Here is a 21,269-nt window from a genome sequence, read left to right on the forward strand (position 1 = left end):
ACCCGCGGCAACCGCTACCTCGTGAGCAATGACAGACTTGGCGTCCAATGGGGCTCCTGCTGAACAGTGATCTTGGTCGACACGGTTCTAGCAGGAGCTCCATCTCTGTTTCAGCCTGCTTGACACATCAGCCCAGGCCCTAACTACACGGCATTGCCCTTAAGGCACTGGGGGAGGCACGACTGCCCGCAGGCTACGCAGCTGAAGGGATACCGCCCCAGCGGCACGACTGCCCGCAGGCTGCGTAGCTGAAGGGGTGCCGCGCGCGCCCACCCGTCCCGGCCGAGCGGCACTGCCCGCAGGTTGCGCAGCTGAAAGGGTGCCGCAGGCTGCGCAGGCGTCAGTCCTGTTCGATGCCCCGGTTGGCCAGCCGCCGCAGCACCTTCCCGCAGCGGCGGGCATACGCATGCTGGAACCCCCGCGTCGCGGGACCACCCGCACGGGCGTACCAGCGAGCCGGCCTGCTGAACGCCGACACCGTCAGCCACACCGTCCCATCACCCGTGCGGTCCACCACGAACGCCTCCTCCCCGCTCTCCGGATGCCCGGCCAGCGTGCCGTACGCCCACCCCGCCCTGCGGTGTTCCTCCACCGTCCACACCACCCGGCAGGGCGCCTTGACCACCCCGGCCAGGGTGACGGTGACCTCGACGCCCGGGGCCGCCCGCTCGGCGGTGACGTCGATGCCGACCCCCAGCTCCCGGTGCAGTTCCCAGGTGAACAGCGCCTCCGCCGCCTGCCGGAAGACGGCCTCGCCCTCGCCAAGCCGGGTGCGCACCGACATGGGGTGGAAGCCGGGAGGGCAGAAACCGGGGTCCCGGGTCGCGCCGACGTGGTCGTAGGTGAAGTCCGCCGAAGACATGAGACCCAAGAGTAGGGCGGCGCCCACGCCTTCGGGAAAGGCGGGGCGCCGCGCACATCGCTCGAGCCTCCGTTTTACGGGAAGGTGAGCTTCCAGCCGCTGATGTAACCGGTGTCGTAGCGTGCCCGGTCCTGCACCCGCAGCTGCCAGGTGCCGTTGGCGGCCTCGGACGAGGCGTTGACCGTAAACGTCTCCTTGACGTCGTCCGCGGAGCCGCCGGTGCGGTTGCGCAGGTTGTACACCGTGCCGTCCGGGGCCACCAGGTCGACGACCAGGTCGCCGCTCCAGGTGTGCTCGATGTCGACCGCGACCTGGAGGTTGGAGGGCGCGTTGCCCGTCCGTCCGGTGACGGTGATCGAGGAGGTCACCGCGGCGCCGTTGTCCGGGATCGACACGTCGGCGGTGTTCTCGAAGGACGTACCGCCACCGCCGCCGCCACCGGAGCGCGAACCGACGTTGACGCCCGCCCACGCGTCCTGCACCGCCTTGTACTCGGCGCTGTCCGTGCCGTACAGCTCACCGGTCGCCGCGAGGGTGCCGGTGCGGGCGCCCGCGTAGTTGGTCGTGGAGGTGAACTTGGTGGTCAGCGCGCGGAACCAGATCTTCTCCGCCTTGGCGCGGCCGATGCCGGTGACCGGGAGGCCGTCCGAGGTGGGCGAGTCGTAGGTGACACCGTTGATGGTCTTGGTGCCGCTGCCCTCGCTGAGCAGGTAGAAGAAATGGTTGGCCGGCCCGGACGAGTAGTGCACGTCGATGCTGCCGATGCCGGAGTACCAGGAGTCCTTGGACCGGCTGTCCTTGCTCGGCCTGTCCATGTAGCGCAGCGGGGTGCCGTTGCCGTTGATGTCGATCTCCTCGCCGATGAGGTAGTCACCGACGTCGGAGGAGTTGTTGGCGTGGAACTCGACCGTGGAGCCGAAGATGTCGCTGGTCGCCTCATTGAGGCCGCCGGACTCGCCGCTGTAGATCAGGCGGGCGGTGACCGAGGTCAGACCGTGGGTCATCTCGTGCGCGGCGACGTCGATCGAGGTGAGCGGGTTGACGTTGCCCGACCCGTCGCCGTACGTCATGCAGAAGCAGCTGTCCGACCAGAAGGCGTTGACGTAGTTGTTGCCGTAGTGGACGCGGGAGTAGGCGCCCACGCCGTCACCGCGGATGCCGCTGCGGCCGTGCACGTTCTTGTAGTAGTCCCAGGTCAGCGCGGCGCCGTAGTGGGCGTCGGCGCCGGCCGACTCCGCGTTGGACGGGCTGCCGTTGCCCCAGACGTCGTCCGCGCCGGAGAACAGCGTGCCGGTGCCGGAGGTCCCGCGGTTGAGGTTGTACGTCTTGTGCCCGCCGCGCGCCCCGTCGGTGAGGTTGTACGACGACCCGGACTGTGTGGTGGTCAGGTCGACGGTGCCGCTGTAGACGGTGTGGCCGGTCCCGTTCTGGACGGCCTGCCACTCGAAGAGCTTCTCGCCCGTGGTGGCGTCCGTGATGACGTGCAGTTCCTGCGGGGTGCCGTCGTGCTGGAGGCCGCCCACGACCGTCTCGTACGCCACAACGGGCTTGCCCTCGGCCGCCCAGATCACCTTGCGCGGGGCGCGGTCGACGTCGGCGCCCTCGGCCTTCTCGCCCTTCGCGGCGGACAGGGCTTGCGCCTCGGCCTTCGCGGCCGGCACCGTCGCGGCGGTGGTGGCGGGCTTCACCGCGGCCCGGGTCGCCTTCACGACCTTGTCCGCCTCGTCGGCCGTGTCGCCCTGGACGACGAGATCGCCGCCGAGGACGGGCAGACCGTCGTAGGTGCGTTCGTAGCGGACGTGCACGGTGCCGTCGCGGTCCTTGAGCACGTCACGGACGACGAGCTTCTCCTTCGCGCCCAGCCCGAGATCCTTGGCGGTCTCCGCCTTGGTGGCGTTCGCCTCGCGGATCAGCGCGGCGCGCTGGGCGGGGGTGAGCTTGACCGACTCGGAACCCGGCTTCGCCTTGCTCGCGGCCGCCGGCGTCTGCTCGGGGGCGGCGACGGCGCTGCCGGACTGCACGGCCGTGGCGATCAGCGCGGCCACCCCGGCGAGGGCGACGGCGGCGCGGCGGTGCATGGTGTGGGGGGTGCGTCTGTGGGACGACCTGGTTCTCAACGCGGACTCCTTCTGCACGGCCGCGGGTCGCGCGGCCTGGGGAGACCGGCCGGCGGTGAGCCGCCCGGGCAGAACGGAAGTGCTCTGAGCCGTGGCCGCCGGGCAGCGGGAGCGAAGGCGCTGTGGGGTTGCTGTGCAGCGGCCGTGGGAAGAGTGGCAGGGGATCACGGCTCCTGTCAGGAGCGCGTCAAAACTTTGGCCAGAAATCGTTCGTTGTCCGGGAGCCCGGGTCCGGTATACGAACGGTCAAGGCCGCGGCGCATGACACCAACGAAGCCGGCCGCCGTCCGCGGTACGGGGACCGCCGCCCACAGCGCGACCGACCCGGCGAACGCGAAGACGAGCGCGACGACCGGTCGCCCACCGCGCCCGAAACCGCACCGGCCTGAAGGATGCCGCAGAATCCAGGAGAACCAGCAGCGGGCTGGAGGCCGGCGCCGACCACCACATCGTCAAAGCGGCCGGCCCGAAGATCCTCGCCGACTGGCCCCGGGAACTCAGGCGCCGTCGAAGGACACGTGCATCGCATCAAGATGCTCAAACGCCCGGCTCATAGACGCTATAGCCTCCGCCTGTGACCAACAGCCGCAGCCGGATCGAGAGTCACGACACCAGCGACCTGGAGAACGCGGACGACATCGCAGCCCGCAAGCGTTACGCCCGCCTCAAGGCGGAACGTGATTCCTGGTGGGCGACCGACGGGTCAGGCGGCTACTCCGAAGACCCACCCTTCTGACTCAGAAAGCGCAGTGCTGCCGGTCATCCGCCGACGGGGGCACCCCCCGACGGGCCGGAAGGGCGGTCGCCGTGCCAGGAGTGCCACAGGGACGCGTACACGCCGCCGGTCGCCACCAGGTCGTCGTGCGTGCCGAGTTCGGTGAGGCGGCCGTTCTCCATGACGGCCACCCGGTCCGCGTCGTGCGCGGTGTGCAGCCGGTGCGCGACCGCGATGACCGTACGGCCCTCAAGGACGGCGGCCAGCGCCCGCTCGGTGTGCCGGGCGGTCGTCGGGTCGAGCAGCGCGGTGGCCTCGTCGAGGATCAGCGTGTGCGGATCGGCCAGCACCACCCGCGCCAGCGCCAGTTGCTGCGCCTGCGAGCCGTCCGTGGCATGGCCGCCCTCGCCCAGCTCGGTGTCCAGCCCCTCCGGCAGCTCCCGCACCCACGCGTCGGCGCCGACCACGGCCAGCGCCGCCCACAACTGTGCGTCCCCGGCGGCCGGTTCGGCGATCCGCAGATTGTCGCGGACCGAGCCGAGGAACACATGGTGCTCCTGGGTGACCAGCACCACCTGCCGCCGCAGCCGCTCCGGGTCGAGCCCGGCCACCGGCACCCCGCCCACGGTCACCGTCCCCGCGGTCGGCGCGTCCACGCCCGCCATGAGCCGGCTCAGCGTGGTCTTGCCCGCACCGGACGGCCCCACCACCGCCAGCCGCTCACCCGGTGTCACAGTCAGGTCCACGCCCCGCAGCACCTCGCCGCCCCCGTCGTAGGCGTAGCGCACGCCGGTCACGTCGATGCGGTCGCCGGCCGGATCCGGAGTGTCCGTCCGCTCCGCCGCGCGCGGCGCCCGCGCCAGGCCCTCCACCCGGGCGAAGGACGCGCCGCCGGCCTGCAACTGCTCCAGCCGCATCAGCACCTCGTCCAGCGGCCCGGCCAGCTGCAGCAGATACAGGGAGGTCGCCACCACCGCCCCGAGACTCACCATCCCCTGCCGGTGCAGCCACCCGCCGAACAGCAGCACCCCGGCCACCGGCACGATGTACGACACCTCGACCACCGGGAAGAACACCGAGCGCAGGAACAGCGTGTGGAATCGGGTGCGCCGGGAGGTCTCCAGCGCGTCCCGAGAGGCCCGGACGCGCCGTTCCCCCAGCCCGAACGCCTCCACCGTGCGGGCCCCCGCCGCCGTCGCCGCGACGATCTCCGCCACGTCCGAATTGGCCGCCCCCTCGGCCAGGTAGGCGTCGCGGGCCCGGCGCAGATACCAGCGCAGCACCAGCCAGATCGGCGTCAGCCCGAGCAGCCCCAGCGCACCCAGCAGCGGATCCACCACCAGCACCGCGCCCATGACGAACAGCGACTGCACGGCGTTGACCAGCAGCGCGGGGCCCGCGTCCCGCAGGGTCGTGCCCACGGTGGTGACGTCCCCCGTGCCCCGCGCCGTCAGATCACCCGTACCGGCCCGCTCCACCACCGACGAGGGCAGCGCCAGCGCCCGGTCCACGAACCGCTCCCGCACCCGGGCCAGCGTCCGCTCCCCGAACCGGTGCCCCACGTACCGGGCCCAGCGGGACAGCAGCAACTGCGCGACGGCGCACAGCGCGATGACCGGCGCCAGCCGGTCCACCGCCGCCACACCGCCCCCGTCGCGCACCTCGTCGATGATCCGCCCCAGCAGCCAGGGCCCCGCCAGTCCCGCCACGGCCGCCAGCCCGTTCAGCGCCAGCACGCCGGCGAAGGCCCGCCGGTCCGCCCGCACCAGCCCCATAGCCGCCCGGCGCACATCGACGGGCCCGGCAAGGGGCAGACGCTCCCCGCTCATCGCACGGCCTCCCCTTCGGCGTCCCTGGCCACCAGGTCCCGGTAGCCGGGCTCGTAGTCGAGAAGTCCCTGGTGACGGCCGCTGGCGGCGACCTTCCCGTCGACCAGGAAGACCACCTCGTCGGCGCGCGCGAGCACCAGCGGCGAGGTGGTGGCCAGCAGCGTCGTACGGCCCCTGCGGGCCTCGAGCAGCCGGTCGGCGACCGTGGCCTCGGTGTGCGCGTCGAGCGCCGAGGTGGGCTCCACCGCCAGCAGCACCTCCGGGTCGGTCAGCAACGCCCGCGCCCACCGCACCCGTTGCCGCTGGCCGCCGGAGAGGCTGCGGCCCTGCGCGGACACGGTCGAGGCGAGCCCGTCGGGCAGCCCCTGTACGACGTCGTCGGCGGCGGCCGCGTGCAGCGCGCGCAGCACGTCCTCGTCGGACGGATCCCCGCGCCCGGCCACCACCTCCCGCAGCGGACCGGTGAACAGGTCGGCCTCGGGGTCGGCGACCAGGATCCGCTCCCGCACCCGGGCCAGCGCGATCTCGTCCAGCGGCACCCCGCCCCAGGTGGCCGCCGAGGGCGTGTACCGGCCGAGGCGGTCGACCACGGCGAACGCGTCGGCGGGACGCGTGGCGGCGAGCGCGGTCAGCCGGCCCGGCAGCACCCGCACCCCGGACTCCGGGTCGTACAGCGCGGAGGGCTCGGCCGGCGGGTCGGCGGTGGCGGCCTCGGCCGGCGGCTCCAGCCGCAGCAGCGCCGCGACCCGCCGCCCGGCCACCACACCGCGGCTCAGCTGGTATCCGCACTCGATGAGGAACATCACCGGCCACACCAGTACGGCCACATAGCCGTACACCGACACCAGCTCGCCCACCGTGATCTCACCCTGCGCGGCCAGCCGCGCCGAGATCCAGGTCACCCCCGCGAGAAACAGCGTAGGCAGCCCCGCCGCGAGCGCCTGGATCCAGCTGGTCACCGCACCGACCCGGTACCCCTGCTCCCGCAGCCGCCCCGAGTCCCGGCGGAACGCGTCGGAGACCAGGCTCTTCCCGCCGAGCCCACTCAACACCCGCAGCCCGCCCGCCAGATCACCGATCCGTGCCGTCAGCACACCCTGGCGTTCCCGGTACTCCGTCTCGGTCCCCCGTAACCGCCCCGCCAGCGGCCCCACGACGAGGCCGATCACCGGCACCCCGAGCAGCACCACCACCGCCGGCAGCGGCGACACCGACAACAGCAGCCCCGCCACCACCGCGTACGCCACCACCGCGCCGATTCCCGGCCCGACGACCGACAGCGACTGGGCGATCACCTGCACATCGCCCACCCCGATGGTGACGACCTCCCCGGCCCCCGTCCGCCGCTCCAGCGAGGCACCCAGCCGCACCGTCTGCCCGACCACCACCTTCACCGTGCGGAAGTTGCCGTCCATCCGCACCCGCGTCATCGTGCGGTGCCGCATGATGCCCAGCCACGCGTTGAACCCGCACACCGCGAGCAGCACCCCGGACCACAGCGCCAGCGCCCCCATGTCACCGGGCGCCAACCCGTCGTCCACCGCCCGCGCCATCAGATACGGCGTCGCCGCAAGACCCACCATCCACACACTGCCGAACACCGCCCCCGCCGCACACCGCCCCGGCTGCCGCCGCACCAGCCACCACAGATACCGGGTCCCGCTCCGGCAGTCGGGCGTGCCGGGGTCCTCGTACGCGTCGATCATGCGCTCACTCTCCCCCGTACCCCGTCCTTCCCGCTACGCCAGACTGTCCCGCCACGCCCGGTGCAGGTCGGCGAACCTGCCGGTGCGGTCGATGAGTTCGGACGGGCTGCCGTCCTCCACGATCCGTCCCTGCTCCATGACCAGGACCCGGTCCGCGATCTCGACGGTCGACAGACGGTGGGCGATCACCACCGCCGTACGTCCCTTCAGCACCGTCGCCATCGCGCGCTGCACCGCCCGTTCGCCGGGGACGTCCAGGGAACTGGTCGCCTCGTCCAGGATGAGGACGGCCGGGTCGGCCAGCAACGCGCGGGCGAAGGAGACCAGCTGGCGCTGGCCGGCCGAGATGCGGCCGCCGCGCTTGCGGACGTCGGTGTCGTAGCCGTCGGGCAGGGCGGCGATGAAGTCGTGCGCGCCGATCTCCTTCGCCGCCTGCTCGATCTCCGCGCGGGTGGCGTCCGGCCGTCCGAGGGCGATGTTCTCCGCGACCGTCCCGGAGAACAGGAACGCCTCCTGGGTCACCATCACCACCTCGCGCCGCAGACCGCGTCCCGTCAGGTCGCGCAGGTCCACGCCGTCGAGCAGCACCCGGCCGTCGGTGGGGTCGTAGAACCGGGCGAGCAGCTTGGCCAGCGTCGACTTGCCCGCGCCGGTCGAGCCGACGACCGCGACGGTCTGTCCGGCCGGGAGGGTGAGGTCGAAGCGGGGGAGCACCTCGCCGCCGGTGCGGTACGCGAAACGGACGCCGGCGAAGACGACGTCGCGGCCGGGGAGCCCGGGGCGCCGCTCGGGGAGCCCCCGGGGGGAGGCCGGTTCCGGCACCGAGGGGGTCTGCGCCAGCAGACCGGCGATCTTCTCCAGCGAGGCCGCCGCCGACTGGTAGGAGTTGAGGAACATGCCGAGCCGGTCGACCGGGTCGTACAGCCGCCGCAGATACAGCACCGCCGCCGCCAGCACGCCGAGTTCCAGCGACCCGTCCGCCACCCGGAAGGCGCCCCACAGCACGATCAGCGCCACCGTGGTGTTCGCCGTAATGCGCGAGCCGACCACATAGCGGGCCATCTCCAGCAGCGCGTCGCCGTTGGTCCGTTCGTGCCGCCGGTTCAGCACCGCGAAGTCGGCGTCGTTCGCGTCCTCCCGGCGGAAGGCGCGCACCGGCCGGATGCCGTTCATCGTCTCGACGAACTTCACGATCACCGCGGCGATGGCCGTCGACCGCTTCCGGTACACCCGTGCCGCCCGCCGCCGGTAGGACCGGACGAGCAGATACAGCGGTACGAAGGACGCCACCGCGACGGCACCCAGGCCGAGATCCAGCCAGAGCAGCAGCACCGAGATGTAGACGGCCGACAGGATGACCATCACCAGCTCCTGCAGGCCCTCCTCCAGCAGCTCCCGCAGCGACTCGACGTCGGTGGTGGAACGGGAGATCAGCCGGCCCGAGGTGTAGCGCTCGTGGAAGTCGACGCTGAGCTCCTGGGCGTGGCGGAAGATACGGCCGCGCAGATCGAGCAGGACGTCCTGGCTGACCCGGGCGGACGCCATGACGAACGCGTACTGCAGCGCCCCGGCCGCCACCGCACACAGCAGATAGCCCACCGCCACCGCGATCAGCGGCCCGTTGTCGTCGCCGCGGAAGGCGGGCACGGCCCGGTCGATCGCGTACGCCACCAGCAGCGGGCCGGCCTGCACCGCCGCCTGCTGCAGCAGCAGCAACAGCGCGGTGACGGCGACCCTGCCCCGCATCGGCGCGAGCAGGGAACGCAGCAGTGTGCCGGTGGCGCCCGGGGGAGTGGGCAGCTGGTCGTTGTCGAAGGGGTCGCCGGACTGTGGTGCCCGGTCGTCGTCCTCGTCCCGGACCGGTGCGGTGGTGGCCGCCGTCATCGCTGGTACTCCTGTTCTCCCGCCGGATCGCCCGACATGAGGTGGGCGTACTCGGGGTGGGTGCGCAGCAGTTCATGGTGCGTGCCGACCGCGGTGATCCGGCCGCCGGAGAGCAGGGCGACGCGGTCGGCGAGGAGGACCGTGGAGGGCCGGTGCGCCACGATGAGGGCGGTGGTGTCCGCGAGCACCCGGCGCAGGGCGGCCTCCACCGCTGCCTCCGTGTGCACGTCCAGCGCGGACAGAGGGTCGTCCAGGACCAGGAAGTCGGGGCGTCCGACCACGGCGCGGGCCAGCGCGAGGCGCTGGCGCTGGCCGCCGGAGAGGCTGAGGCCCTGTTCGCCGACCTGGGTGTCCACACCCTGCGGCAGGGCGTGCGCGAAGTCGGCCTGGGCGACGGCGAGCGCCCGGCCGAGGTCGTCCGCTCCCGCTCCGCCGCCCATCAGTACGTTCTCGCCGACGCTCGCCGAGAACAGCGTGGGCTCCTCGAAGGCGACGGCGACGCGGGAGCGCAGCTCCTCCCGGGACATCTCCGCGATGTCGGTCCCGTCCAGGGTGATCCGCCCGGACGTCACCTCATGCAACCGCGGCACGAGAGCGGTGAGCGTGGTCTTCCCACTCCCGGTGGCCCCGACCAGCGCGAGCGACTCCCCACGCCGGATGTGCAAATCAATCCCGTCCAGCACGGGCGGCGAGTCGGGGGACGCATCGGGGTACCGAAACCTGACGCCGTGAAACACAAGCCCGCCAAGCCCGCCGTCGCCGGGCCCGCCGTCGCCGGGCCCGCCAAGCCCGCCGTGCCCGCCGTCGCCGGGCCCGCCAAGCCCGCCATCCCGCGGGCAGTCGTGCCGCTTGGGCGGCACGGGTGGGCGCGGACGGCACCCTGCAAGCGCCGGGTTGCGCGACTCGTCCGGGGGGTCGACACGCCGCTCGGCGTTACGAGGTGCCGCTGCGCCCACCCTCCCCCACTCTCGGCTTCGCTCGAGCGGGGGGACCCCCATCGCCCCAGTGGCACGACTGCCCGCAGCTCGCGGGGACTCCGGCTCCGCGTCCATCACCTCGAAGTACCGTTCCGTCGCCGTCGCCGCCTCCTGGCTCATCGCCAGCAGGAACCCGATCGAGTCCACCGGCCACCGCAGCGCCAGCGCCGTGGACAGGAACGCCACCAACGTCCCCGCGGACAGCGACCCGTCCGCCACCTGCACGGCCCCCAGCACCAGCGCCGCCCCGATCGCCACCTCCGGCAGCGTCACGATGACGCCCAGGATCGTCGCCAGCAGCCGCGCCTTGTGCAGCTCCGTCCCCCGCAGCCTGCCCGACAGCTCCCGGAACGCCCGCGCCTGACTGCGGTGCCGGCCGAACCCCTTGATGATCCGGATGCCGAGCACACTCTCCTCGACCACCGTCGTCAGATCGCCCACCTGGTCCTGCGCCCGCCGGGCCGCAGCGGAGTACCGCTTCTCGAACACCGCGCAGGTGATCAGCACCGGCACGGCCGGGATCAGGATGACCAGCCCCAGCGCCCAGTCCTGAACCAGCATAATGATCACACCGACCAGGATCGTCACCCCGTTGACCAGCAAGAACGTCAACGGAAACGCCAGGAACATGCGCAGCAGCATCAGATCCGTGGTGGCCCGCGACAGCAACTGCCCCGAGGGCCACCGGTCGTGGAAGGCGACCGGCAGCCGCTGCAGATGCCGGTACAGATCCGCCCGCATCTCCGCCTCGACATGCGACAGCGGACGGGCCACGAGCCACCGCCGGAACCCGAACAGCAGCGCTTCCGCGAGCCCGAGCAGCAGCAGGTACAGCGCGCCCAGCCACACCCCGGCCGGATCCCGGTCGGCGACCGGGCCGTCCACCATCCACTTCAGGACCAGGGGGATGACCAGCCCGATGCAGGAGGCGACGATCGCGATGAACGCGGCGGTGAACAACCGCGCCCGCACGGGCCGCACATACGGCCACAGCCGCAGCAGCGTACGCACGGCGGAGCGGGGTTCCGGGGGATGAGGTGTCGTGGGCATCAGCAGCGAGCCTACGGATCGCCACTGACACTGCCCACCGAGTTTTGGCCCGACCGCACTCGTCCGCTGGTCCTACGACCTGCGCGGACACCGGGCCCGCCGACCGGGGTCGTACCCCTGTACCCGCGCGGCGACGCCGAACTCAGGGCCGCACCCGCAGCAGCAGCACCGACCGTCCCGGCACCGTGATCCGTGTCCCCGCGCGGCGCTCCGCACCCGGAGCCCCCTCCTGCTCCTCCCGCGCGGTGTCGACGACCACCTCGTACCGCCGCGCCCAGGGCGCTCCCGGGAGCGCGAACTCCACCGGCTCCTCACCCGCGTGCAGAACGGCCAGGAAGCTGTCGTCGAGGACCGGCGCCCCCTGCTCGTCGCGTCCCGGGATGTCCCGGCCGGAGAGGTACATGCCGAGCGTGGCGGCCGGCGCGTACCAGTCGCCCTCGGTCATCTCCGTGCCCTGCGGAGTGAACCAGGCCAGGTCGCGCAGCCCGTCCGCGGAGTGCGCCCGGCCGGAGAAGAAGGAACGGCGGCGCAGCACCGGGTGCCGGTGGCGCAGGGCGATCAGGCGGGAGGTCAGCTCGAACAGGGACCGCCACCGAGGGTCGTCCAGCAGGCTCCAGTCCACCCAGCCGATCTCGTTGTCCTGGCAGTAGGCGTTGTTGTTGCCGCGCTGGGTGCGGCCCATCTCGTCGCCGGCGACCAGCATCGGCACGCCCGTCGACAGCAGCAGCGTCGTCAGCAGGTTGCGCAGCTGCCGCCGCCGCAGGGCCCGGATCTCCTCGTCCTCCGTCTCTCCCTCCGCGCCGCAGTTCCACGACCGGTTGTGGTCCGAGCCGTCCCGGTTGCCCTCGCCGTTGGCCTCGTTGTGCTTGCGGTCGTACGACACCAGGTCCCGCAGGGTGAAACCGTCGTGCGCGGTGACGAAGTTGACCGAGGCGTACGGCCGCCGCCCGCCCCAGGCGTACAGGTCGCTCGACCCGGACAGCCGGTAGCCCATCTCCCGCACATCCGGCAGCGCGTGGCGCCAGAAGTCCCGCACGGTGTCGCGGTACCGGTCGTTCCACTCCGTCCACAGCGGCGGGAACGCCCCCACCTGGTAGCCGCCGGAGCCGACGTCCCACGGCTCGGCGATCAGCTTCACCCGGCGCAGCACCGGGTCCTGCGCGATCACCGCGAGGAACGGCGACAGCATGTCGACGTCGTGCATCGAGCGGGCCAGCGCGGCCGCCAGGTCGAAGCGGAAGCCGTCGACGCCCATCTCCGTCACCCAGTAGCGCAGCGAGTCCGTGATCAGCCGCAGCACGTGCGGCTGGACGACGTGCAGGGTGTTGCCGCAGCCCGTGTAGTCGGCGTACCTGCGGGCGTCCGGCTGGAGACGGTAGTAGCCGCGGTTGTCGATGCCCTTCAGGGACAGGGTGGGGCCCAGCTCGCCCGCCTCCGCCGTGTGGTTGTACACCACGTCGAGGATCACCTCGATCCCGGCCGCGTGCAGGGCCCGCACCATCCGCTTGAACTCGCCGACCTGCTGCCCGGTCGTCCCGGAGGCCGCGTAGCCGGCGTGCGGGGCGAAGTAGCCGATGGAGTTGTAGCCCCAGTAGTTGCGCAGCCCCCGGCGCAGCAGATGGTCCTCGTGGGCGAACTGGTGCACCGGCAGCAGCTCCACGGCCGTGACCCCGAGCCGGGTCAGATGCCCGATCGCCGCGGGGTGCGCCAGCCCCGCGTAGGTGCCGCGCAGCTCCTCGGGTATGCCGGGATGCCGCTGCGTGAACCCCTTGACATGCAGTTCGTAGATCACCGAGTCCGCCCACGGGGTCTTCGGCCGGCGGTCGTCCGCCCAGTCGTCGTCATCGTGGACGACCACACCCTTGGGGACGTACGGCGCGGAGTCCCGGTCGTCGCGCACGGTGTCCGCGACATGCTGCTCCGGCCAGTCCCGGACATGCCCGTACACCTCTCCCGGCAGCCGGAAGTCTCCGTCCACCGCGCGGGCGTACGGATCGAGCAGCAGCTTCGCCGGATTCCAGCGAGCGCCGGTCCACGGGTCCCAGCGGCCGTGCACCCGGTAGCCGTAGCGCTGCCCGGGCCGCACCCCCGGGACGAAGCCGTGCCAGATCCCGTGCGTCAGCTCGGTGAGCCGGGCCCTGCTCTCCTTGCCGCGCTCGTCGAACAGACACAGCTCGACACCCTCCGCACCGCCCGCCCACAACGCGAAGTTGGTCCCCGCCACCCCGTCCGGGCCCACCCGGAACCGGGCGCCCAGCGGCGTCGCCCGGCCCGGCCGCACGGGCACCGTGGGCACGGGCGGCGCCGGCCGCGAGCCGTTCACGACGGCGGCCGGGCGCCCGTCCCCGGTGGCCCGCTCTCCGGCCACCGCCTCCTGCTCGGCTGCGCTGGACACCTGTCAGCCTCCCGCGGCTCGTGGAGGACGGCGGCGGACAGGGGTGTACGGCCCGTTCAGCGGCCCGGCCATGGCTCCCCGGCGCGTCGTCCTCCCACAGTTCTGCCCAAAGCCTGCCTCGCACTCACGTTTCCCCGGGGGGCGGCATGGTCGTTTCCCGGAGGCGAGGCCCGTCGTTGGGTACCGCGTGAGGCACGTACAAGGGCGCGCACGGCGCGCGAGGGCCGCACTGGCCGTCGTACTGACATGGGCAGGACTGCTGACCGGAGCCGCCGGGTGTACCGCGGGCGGCCCCATCGAGGGGGCGTTCGGACCTCCGGGCCGCGGGGACGTCATCCGGGTGGCGCCGGCCGACGGCCGCAAGGACGTGCGCCCCGACTCCAAGCTGCGGGTACGGGTGCCGGAAGGGCGGCTGGAATCGGTGGAGGTCGTCGCGTCCCAGGACGCGCGGGAGTCGCCGGTCCCGGGCCGCATCTCCGCCGACGGGCTGACCTGGAAGCCCGACGACGACCGGCTGGCGCTCGCCGCGAAGTACACCGTGGACGCGGTGGCCGTGGACGGCGAGGGCCGCCGCTCCGCCCGGCACACCACCTTCACCACCTATGTCCCGGAGGAACGCTTCATCGGCTACGTGGCGCCGGAGGACCGCTCCACCGTCGGCACCGGCATGATCGTCTCCCTGGAGTTCAACCGGAAGATCACCCACCGGGCGGCCGTCGAACGGGCCGTCCGCGTCACCGCCCGCCCGGCCGTCGAGATCCGCCCGCACTGGTTCGGCGACTCGCGTCTGGACTTCCGCCCCGAGCGCTACTGGAAGCCGGGCACCAAGGTCACCGTCGACCTGAACCTGCGCGACGTCGAGGGCGCACCCGGCGTCTACGGCCTTCAGCACCGCACCTTCACCTTCACCGTCGGCCGCAGCCAGGTGTCGGTGGTCGACGCCGCCGCGCAGACCCTGCGCGTACGGCGGGACGGGGAGCTGCTGACCACCGTGCCCATCACGGCGGGAGCGAAGAAGACCCCCACGTACAACGGGAAAATGGTCATCACCGAGATGCTCGAGGTGACCCGCATGAACAGCCGCACGGTCGGCTTCGGCGGCGAGTACGACATCCCCGACGTCCCGCACGCCATCCGCCTGACCAGCTCCGGCACGTTCCTGCACGGCAACTACTGGGCCGAGCCCGATGTCTTCGGCAGCAGCAACGTCAGCCACGGCTGCATCGGCCTGCGCGATGTGAAGGGCGGCGGCGCCGACACCCCGGCGGGCTGGTTCTTCGACCGCAGCCTCATCGGCGACGTCGTCGAGGTCGTCCACAGCAAGGACAGGAAAGTCGCGCCGGACAACGGCCTCGGCGGCTGGAACATGAACTGGAAGGAATGGAAGGCGGGCGGCGCGGTGAAGCAGCGCTGATCCGAACCCTCGGGCGGGCCGTTGAAGTTGGAACGGAACGGTGACAATTCCGCCGCCTCGAACGCCTCTGGCCTGTGGTTACCATCCGTCCTGTGCGCGAGGGGCGCGGGGGCGCGGGTCGGGCCAGACCCGCCGAGGGGAGAAAACAAGTGAACGTGGCGCCGATATCGGGGGCTTCGGTTGGCGTGCGCAGGCGAGGCGGCAGGAAGCTCGCGGCGCTCGCGCTCGGTGTGATGCTGGCGGTCACCGCCTGCGGCGGCGGAGGGTCGGATTCGGGATCCGGGTCGGGGGACGGCAAGGGCAAGGACTCCACCGCGGCGCGGAGCAAGCAGTCGCAGGCCGTGATCGGCATCGCGCCCAAGGACGGCGCCAAGTCCGTCAACACCACCGGCGCGCTGAAGGTCGACGCCGACAAGGGCAAGCTGACCGAGGTCGTCGTCAAGGACCCCGGCGGCGACAGGATCGAGGGTGAGATATCCGCGGACGGCGCCTCCTGGACGCCGTCCACCCACCTGGCCGCCTCCACCAAGTACACGGTGCACGCGGTCGCCAAGGACTCCGAGGGCCGCAGCGCCGCCAAGGACTCCAGCTTCACCACCCTGACGCCGAAGAACACCTTCATCGGCACCTTCACTCCTGAGGACGGCTCCAAGGTCGGCGTCGGCATGCCGTTCTCGCTGCGCTTCACCCGGGGCATCACCAATCCGGAGGACGTCGAGAAGGCCATCCGCATCACCACGGAGCCGGCCGTCGAGGTCGAGGGCCACTGGTTCGGCAACGACCGCCTCGACTTCCGCCCGGAGAAGTACTGGAAGGCCGGCACCAAGGTCACCGTCCACCTCAACCTCGACGGCGTCGAGGGCCGCGAGGGCGTGTACGGCGAGCAGGACAAGACCGTCTCCTTCACCATCGGGCGCAGGCAGGTCTCCGTCGTCGACGCCAAGAAGCTCACGATGAAGGTGGAGCGGGACGGCAAGGTCATCAAGACCATCCCGGTCACCACCGGCAAGGCCGGCATGGAGACCTGGAACGGCGAGATGGTCATCAGCGAGCGGCTGAAGGTGACCCGGATGAACGGCGAGACGGTCGGCTACGGCGGCGAGTACGACATCAAGGACGTCCCGCACGCCATGCGCCTGACCACCTCCGGCACCTTCCTGCACGGCAACTACTGGGGCGGCGGCGCCTTCGGCAACTACAACGCCAGCCACGGCTGCATAGGCCTGCGCGACGTGCGCGGCGGCTGGGACAAGAAGGCGCCGGGCGCCTGGTTCTTCCAGAACTCCATGATCGGCGACGTGGTGATCGTCAAGAACTCCAACGACGCCACCGTCGCCCCGGACAACGGCCTCAACGGCTGGAACATGCCCTGGGAGAAGTGGAAGGAGTAACCCGGGGTGACCGACAGCACCTTCGCCGACGTCGTTAGTGGCCGTTAACCTGCTGCCATGACCGTACATCTCGAAGTCGCCGAAGGCGTCGGCACGCTGCGGCTGGACCGGCCGCCCATGAACGCGCTGGACGTCGCCACGCAGGACCGTCTGAAGGAACTCGCCGAGGAGGCCACGCGCCGCGAGGACGTGCGCGCCGTGGTGATCTACGGCGGCGAGAAGGTGTTCGCGGCCGGGGCGGACATCAAGGAGATGCAGGCCATGGACCACGCGGCGATGATCGCGCGGTCCCGGGCCCTGCAGGACTCCTTCACCGCCGTGGCCCGCATCCCCAAGCCCGTCGTGGCCGCCGTCACCGGCTACGCGCTCGGCGGGGGCTGCGAGCTCGCGCTCTGCGCCGACTACCGCATCGCCGGGGACAACGCCAAGCTCGGCCAGCCTGAGATTCTGCTCGGCCTGATCCCGGGCGCGGGCGGCACCCAGCGGCTGGCCCGGCTGATCGGCCCGTCCAAGGCCAAGGACCTCATCTTCACCGGCCGCCAGGTCCGGGCCGACGAGGCGCTCACCCTCGGCCTGGTGGACCGCGTGGTCCCCGCCGACGAGGTCTACGCGCAGGCGCACGCCTGGGCGGCGAAGCTGGCCCAGGGCCCGGCGATCGCGCTGCGCGCGGCCAAGGAGTCGATCGACACCGGGCTGGAGACGGACATCGACACCGGCCTCGCCGTCGAACGCAACTGGTTCGCGGGCCTGTTCGCCACGGAGGACCGGGAACGCGGGATGCGCAGCTTCGTCGAGGAGGGCCCCGGCAAGGCGAAGTTCCTCTGACGACCCCCTGAAATCCTCTCTGCCCTCTTGCAATTGACGCGATGTCTGATGTGGGTCCCTCGATGGGGCGGATTATGGGAGCCTTGATGCACCCTTAAGCCGTTCGTGTCGAGGGAGCCCGTCGATTGCCTGAGAGCGAGCCGTTTCCGCAGGTAGGACGGGCTTCCGGCGACGCCGAAGTGCCATCCGCATATGCCGGGGGCCCGGTGTCGGGCGGGGGCGCACAGGGGGCGTATTCCCCCGGAACGGCCCCGGAGGACCCCTTGGACGGCCATGATGGGGGCATGGCGGGGCTGGATGGCAGGGAACAGCCGCGGGGAGACGGACGCGTGACCGCGTCGCGCTGGTCGCCGACGGTCGAGGACGAACGGGCCCTCGAGGCACTGGAGTTGTTCGGCGACCCCACGGAGGCGGAGGTTCCGCTGCCGTCCCGTCCCGAGTCCGCCGCCACCGCACGCCGGCTCGTCCAGATCGTCGTCCTGCGCCACTGGGGTCTGACCGCCAGAACCACCGAGGACGCCGTCCTGCTCGTCTCCGAACTCGTCGGCAACGCCGTACGCCACACCGGGGCCCGGGTCTTCGGCCTCCGCATGCGCCACCGGCGCGGCTGGATCCGCGTCGAGGTCCGTGACCCCTCCCGCGGACTGCCCTGTCTCATGCCGGTCCAGGACCTGGACATCAGCGGCCGCGGCCTCTTCCTCGTCGACAAACTAGCCGACCGCTGGGGCGTCGACCTCCTCCCCCGAGGCAAAACCACCTGGTTCGAACTCCGCACAACAGACCGCTAGCTGCGCGCCCCCCCCCGCAGCTGCGGGCAGCCGCCCCGCCGGGAGCAGGGCCCAGCTGCGGGCAGTCGTGCCTCCCCCAGTGCCTTAAAGGCCTGGGAGGTACCCCCAGGGCGATGGGGGTCCCCCCGCTCGAGCGAAGCCGAGAGTGGGGGAGGGTGGGCGCAGCGGCACCTCAAAGCGAGCAGCGCCTGAAACGCCCCCCGGCGAGCCACGCGAACAGCGCTTGTAAACCGGGGGCCGGGTGACCACGCGCCCCCCGCAGAACCGCCCGCACATCACCCCGGCAGAAGCAACGCCTCCGCCCCCACCACCCGATACCCCGCCGCCTGAAACGCCCGCAAACTCCGAGCATTCCCCGGAGAAATCTGCGCCCAGACCGCCTCACCCCCCGCCAACCGCCCCGCCAGCCCCCGCGCCGCCAACGCCAACCGCCGCCCCACCCCCCGACACCGCGCCCCCTCCGCAATCTCCACCGCGACCTCCAGCCGCCCCGCCACACCACGCCCCAGCACCACCACGCCCCCACCCCCCTCCGCCACCCACACCCGCACGCCATCCCGCCGCCGCCGGGCACTCACCACCCGCGGATGCCCGGCATCACGATCTCCTCCAGGCCAACCGACGGAACATCCACCAGCGGAGCCGCCACCGCCATGACATCGATCGTGTCCGTCCGCCGCCCCGTGCGCTCCATAAAGGCGGCCAGAAACCGCGCGTTCATACTGGCGGCCAAGGCATCGCAGTCGACAGCGGCCAGCGCCCGCCGCACCCACGCCGGGTCCTCGTCGGTGAAGACGACGGAGTGCGCGGTGAACGCCAGCACCCCCGCATCCCGCGCGGACGGCTGGGGCACCACCGTCGTACCCCCGTCCGCCGCCGGAAAGACACCGCGCGCCGCCGCATCGAGAATCTCCCGCAGACTGTCCGCCACCGAGCCGCCTCCTTGAGTCTCCACCCACTGGAAGGCCCAGACTCGCAGACATGATCGAAGACGGCACCGGACTTCTCACCATCGGCGAACTCGCCCGTGCCACCGGCCTGTCCGTACGCACCATCCGCTACTGGTCCGACGAGGGCGCCCTGCCGCCGGTGGCCCGTTCCACGGGCGGCTACCGGCTCTACGACGCCGGCTCCGTCGCCCGTCTGGAACTGGTCCGTACCCTGCGCGAGCTGGGCCTCGGTCTCGCCGACGTACGCCGGGTGCTGACCGGCGAGACGACGGTCGGGGAGGTCGCGGCGGCGCATGTGGCCGCGCTGGAGGCGCAGATCCGGGCCCTGAAGGTGACCCGCGCGGTGCTGTCCACCGTGGCACGACGTGGCTCGACCGTCGAGGAGATGACACTCATGAACAAACTGGCCCGACTGTCCGCTGCTGAGCGCCGGCGCATCCTGGACGACTTCATGGCGGAGGTCTTCGAGGGCATTGGCACGGCGGACCCCGACATCCGCCAACGCCTGCGCTTCGCCGCCGCTGACCTGCCCGACGACCCCACCCCCGCACAGGTGGACGCGTGGGTGGAGCTGGCCGAGCTCATCCAGGACCCGGAATTCCGGGCCACGATGCGCAAGATGATCGAGTTCAACGCGGCGGACCGGGGGCCGGACGTCCCCGCCGGCAGTTCCCTGTGGTTCATCGGGGCTCTCCTTCGTGGATACCCCGGCCTTCAGGCCGGGGAGGAAACGAAGCTCCTGCGGAGCAGGGCAGGAAAAGCCGGTTCGACGCCAGGGCGGACCGGCGTATACCCCGACTGCCTGCTCTGTCACAAGCTGATGCGGTAGTGTGTGAGCCGTGAAGACCACTCACGTGAAGCGGGCTTTCAAGTACCGCTTCTATCCGACCGATGTGCAGGCAGCCGAGCTGTCGCGCACGTTCGGGTGTGTGCGGAAGGTCTACAACTTGGCTCTCGCGGCGCGCACGGAAGCGTGGAGGCGGCAGGAGCGGGTGAACTACAACCAGACGTCGGCGATGCTGACCGTCTGGAAGAAGACCGAGGAGCTCGCGTACCTCAACGAGGTCTCCTCCGTCCCTCTGCAACAGGCCCTCCGGCACCTCCAAGTGGCGTTCACCAACTTCTTCGGCAAGCGCGCGAAGTACCCGCGCTTCAAGTCGCGGAAGAAGTCGCGGAAGTCGGCGGAGTACACCACCAGCGCGTTCCGGTTCCGGGACGGGAAGCTGACCCTGGCGAAGATGGCGGAGCCAATCGACATCGTGTGGTCCCGTCCGCTGCCCGAGGGTGCGTCGCCGTCCACGGCGACCGTGTCGCAGGACGCGGCCGGACGCTGGTACGTGTCCATGCTGGTCGAGGACCCGACGGTTCAGCCGCTTCCGGTCACCGATACGGCCGTCGGCGTAGACGTCGGACTCGACCACCTCCTGACGCTCTCGACCGGCGAGAAGATCTCCAACCCCCGGCACGAGCGCCGCGACCGTGCCCGTCTCGCCAAGGCCCAGCGGCAGCTTGCCCGCAAGGCCAAGGGTGACGGCGCCAACCGCCGCAAGGCCCGCCAGAAGGCCGCCAAGGTCTACGCCCGGATTACCGACCGGCGCCGGGACAACCTGCACAAGCTGACCACTCGGCTCGTTCGTGAAAACCAAACGATCGTGATCGAGGACCTCACCGTTCGGAACATGCTGAAGAACGGCAAACTGGCCCGCGCCATCTCCGACGCGGCGTGGGCCGACTTCCGGAGCATGCTGGAGTACAAGGCCCAGTGGTACGGGCGCGAAGTGATCGCGGTCGACCGCTGGTTCCCCTCGTCCAAGCTGTGCTCCGCCTGCGGCACCTTGCAGGACAAGATGCCGCTGAGCGTCCGCACCTGGACGTGCGACTGCGGGGCGACCCACGACCGGGACGTGAACGCAGCGAAGAACCTTTTGGCCGCCGGACTGGCGGTGTCTGTCTGTGGAGCTGGTGTAAGACCTCAACGGAGTTCTCCGAGCGGGCAGTCGGCGATGAAGCAGAAAACCCCACGGCGCGAGCCGTAGGAATCCCCTCCCTTCAGGGAGGGGAGGATGTCAAGAGCCGTCTGATCCAACTCGCGGGCGGTGCTCTCAAGGACGGCGTCGCCCCCGGCTCCCCGCGTGCCGGCGCCGTGCTGCGCGAGCTGATCGGCGAGGCCGACCCGGCCGCCGTACGGGAGCGCCTCGCGTCCGCGGCCGACGTACGCCTCGCCCGCTACCGCGAGTTGTCCGCGATCGTGAACGGTCTGGAGCCCCCGTCCTCGTACGCGGAGGAGTTCGGGTGGGTGGTCGCCGCACTGGGGTCTCAGGCGGCCCGATAATCTGACCGGCGTCAGCAAGACGGCAAAGCACGAG

At 71.5% G+C, this 21,269-nt stretch carries 14 protein-coding genes and 2 pseudogenes; 8 read left to right on the plus strand and 8 right to left on the minus strand.

What is annotated here, in order from left to right; genetic code table 11:
• Positions 1–340: 340 nt before the first annotated feature.
• Positions 341–862 (minus strand): DUF1990 domain-containing protein, encoded by a 522-nt coding sequence (locus tag AB0L56_RS12405; protein ID WP_365422119.1) that lies wholly within the window; start codon positions 860–862, stop codon positions 341–343.
• A 74-nt stretch (positions 863–936) separates the two neighbouring features.
• Positions 937–2,979 carry a M4 family metallopeptidase gene (locus AB0L56_RS12410; protein WP_365422122.1) on the minus strand — a complete coding sequence of 681 codons (2,043 nt, stop codon included), beginning with the start codon at positions 2,977–2,979 and terminating at the stop codon, positions 937–939.
• A 574-nt stretch (positions 2,980–3,553) separates the two neighbouring features.
• Between AB0L56_RS12410 and AB0L56_RS12415 the strand changes: the two genes are divergently transcribed.
• A complete protein-coding gene (locus tag AB0L56_RS12415) occupies positions 3,554–3,715 on the plus strand; it encodes a hypothetical protein (RefSeq protein WP_365422125.1) in 162 nt (53 codons plus the stop codon).
• Between the two features lie 23 nt (positions 3,716–3,738).
• On the opposite strand, the gene AB0L56_RS12420 is transcribed toward AB0L56_RS12415, so the two are convergent.
• The 5 genes from AB0L56_RS12420 to glgX all read right to left on the minus strand — a co-directional run bounded on the left by AB0L56_RS12420 (position 3,739) and on the right by glgX (position 13,535).
• Positions 3,739–5,523 carry an ABC transporter ATP-binding protein gene (locus AB0L56_RS12420; RefSeq protein WP_365422128.1) on the minus strand — a complete coding sequence of 595 codons (1,785 nt, stop codon included), beginning with the start codon at positions 5,521–5,523 and terminating at the stop codon, positions 3,739–3,741.
• Positions 5,520–7,229 carry an ABC transporter ATP-binding protein gene (locus tag AB0L56_RS12425; RefSeq protein WP_365422131.1) on the minus strand — a complete coding sequence of 570 codons (1,710 nt, stop codon included), beginning with the start codon at positions 7,227–7,229 and terminating at the stop codon, positions 5,520–5,522. Before AB0L56_RS12425 ends, AB0L56_RS12420 begins: the two co-directional genes overlap by 4 nt.
• Positions 7,230–7,262: 33 nt before the next feature.
• The gene (locus tag AB0L56_RS12430; protein ID WP_365422134.1) at positions 7,263–9,113 is read right to left on the minus strand and encodes an ABC transporter ATP-binding protein; all 1,851 of its coding nucleotides are present in this window, start codon (positions 9,111–9,113) and stop codon (positions 7,263–7,265) included.
• Complete coding sequence (locus tag AB0L56_RS12435) at positions 9,110–11,140, minus strand: ABC transporter ATP-binding protein (protein WP_365422136.1); 2,031 nt, start codon at positions 11,138–11,140, stop codon at positions 9,110–9,112. The genes AB0L56_RS12430 and AB0L56_RS12435 overlap by 4 nt, the downstream gene beginning before the upstream one ends.
• Positions 11,141–11,282: 142 nt before the next feature.
• On the minus strand, positions 11,283–13,535 hold the full coding sequence (gene glgX / locus AB0L56_RS12440; RefSeq protein WP_365422139.1) for a glycogen debranching protein GlgX: 2,253 nt from the start codon (positions 13,533–13,535) through the stop codon (positions 11,283–11,285).
• 187 nt (positions 13,536–13,722) lie between these two features.
• Between glgX and AB0L56_RS12445 the strand changes: the two genes are divergently transcribed.
• The 4 genes from AB0L56_RS12445 (at position 13,723) to AB0L56_RS12460 (ending at position 17,953) form a co-directional block, all read left to right on the plus strand.
• Positions 13,723–14,949, plus strand: a complete 1,227-nt coding sequence (locus AB0L56_RS12445) for an Ig-like domain-containing protein (protein WP_365422142.1) — start codon at positions 13,723–13,725, stop codon at positions 14,947–14,949.
• A 149-nt stretch (positions 14,950–15,098) separates the two neighbouring features.
• On the plus strand, positions 15,099–16,340 hold the full coding sequence (locus AB0L56_RS12450) for an Ig-like domain-containing protein (protein ID WP_365422145.1): 1,242 nt from the start codon (positions 15,099–15,101) through the stop codon (positions 16,338–16,340).
• Positions 16,341–16,397: 57 nt separating this feature from the next.
• On the plus strand, positions 16,398–17,165 hold the full coding sequence (locus tag AB0L56_RS12455; protein WP_361024957.1) for an enoyl-CoA hydratase-related protein: 768 nt from the start codon (positions 16,398–16,400) through the stop codon (positions 17,163–17,165).
• 179 nt (positions 17,166–17,344) lie between these two features.
• Entirely contained in the window at positions 17,345–17,953 is a 609-nt protein-coding gene (locus AB0L56_RS12460; protein ID WP_365422149.1) for an ATP-binding protein, read from the plus strand.
• A 275-nt stretch (positions 17,954–18,228) separates the two neighbouring features.
• Here AB0L56_RS12460 and AB0L56_RS12465 read toward each other — a convergent pair.
• Positions 18,229–18,884: pseudogene (locus tag AB0L56_RS12465) on the minus strand (GNAT family N-acetyltransferase).
• 50 nt (positions 18,885–18,934) lie between these two features.
• Here AB0L56_RS12465 and AB0L56_RS12470 point away from each other — a divergent pair.
• The 3 genes and pseudogenes from AB0L56_RS12470 to AB0L56_RS12480 form a co-directional block, all read left to right on the plus strand.
• Positions 18,935–19,732: a MerR family transcriptional regulator gene (locus tag AB0L56_RS12470; protein ID WP_365422152.1), complete on the plus strand. Its 798-nt coding sequence runs from the start codon at positions 18,935–18,937 to the stop codon at positions 19,730–19,732.
• Between the two features lie 10 nt (positions 19,733–19,742).
• Positions 19,743–20,939 carry an RNA-guided endonuclease TnpB family protein gene (locus AB0L56_RS12475; RefSeq protein WP_365422155.1) on the plus strand — a complete coding sequence of 399 codons (1,197 nt, stop codon included), beginning with the start codon at positions 19,743–19,745 and terminating at the stop codon, positions 20,937–20,939.
• Between the two features lie 35 nt (positions 20,940–20,974).
• Positions 20,975–21,235: pseudogene (locus AB0L56_RS12480) on the plus strand (MerR family transcriptional regulator); the annotation flags it as partial.
• Between the last annotated feature and the right edge of the window lie 34 nt (positions 21,236–21,269).

This window comes from Streptomyces sp. NPDC052079 (genome assembly GCF_040680275.1).
Taxonomy (GTDB): domain Bacteria; phylum Actinomycetota; class Actinomycetes; order Streptomycetales; family Streptomycetaceae; genus Streptomyces.

Bases quoted from the DNA above. Each gene is read 5' to 3' on its own strand.
- AB0L56_RS12405 (WP_365422119.1), bottom strand. From the start codon at position 862: ATGTCTTCGGCGGACTTCACCTACGACCACGTCGGCGCGACCCGGGAC.
- AB0L56_RS12420 (WP_365422128.1), bottom strand. From the start codon at position 5,523: ATGAGCGGGGAGCGTCTGCCCCTTGCCGGGCCCGTCGATGTGCGCCGG.
- AB0L56_RS12425 (WP_365422131.1), bottom strand. From the start codon at position 7,229: ATGATCGACGCGTACGAGGACCCCGGCACGCCCGACTGCCGGAGCGGG.
- AB0L56_RS12430 (WP_365422134.1), bottom strand. From the start codon at position 9,113: ATGACGGCGGCCACCACCGCACCGGTCCGGGACGAGGACGACGACCGG.
- AB0L56_RS12435 (WP_365422136.1), bottom strand. From the start codon at position 11,140: ATGCCCACGACACCTCATCCCCCGGAACCCCGCTCCGCCGTGCGTACG.
- AB0L56_RS12455 (WP_361024957.1), top strand. From the start codon at position 16,398: ATGACCGTACATCTCGAAGTCGCCGAAGGCGTCGGCACGCTGCGGCTG.
- AB0L56_RS12470 (WP_365422152.1), top strand. From the start codon at position 18,935: ATGATCGAAGACGGCACCGGACTTCTCACCATCGGCGAACTCGCCCGT.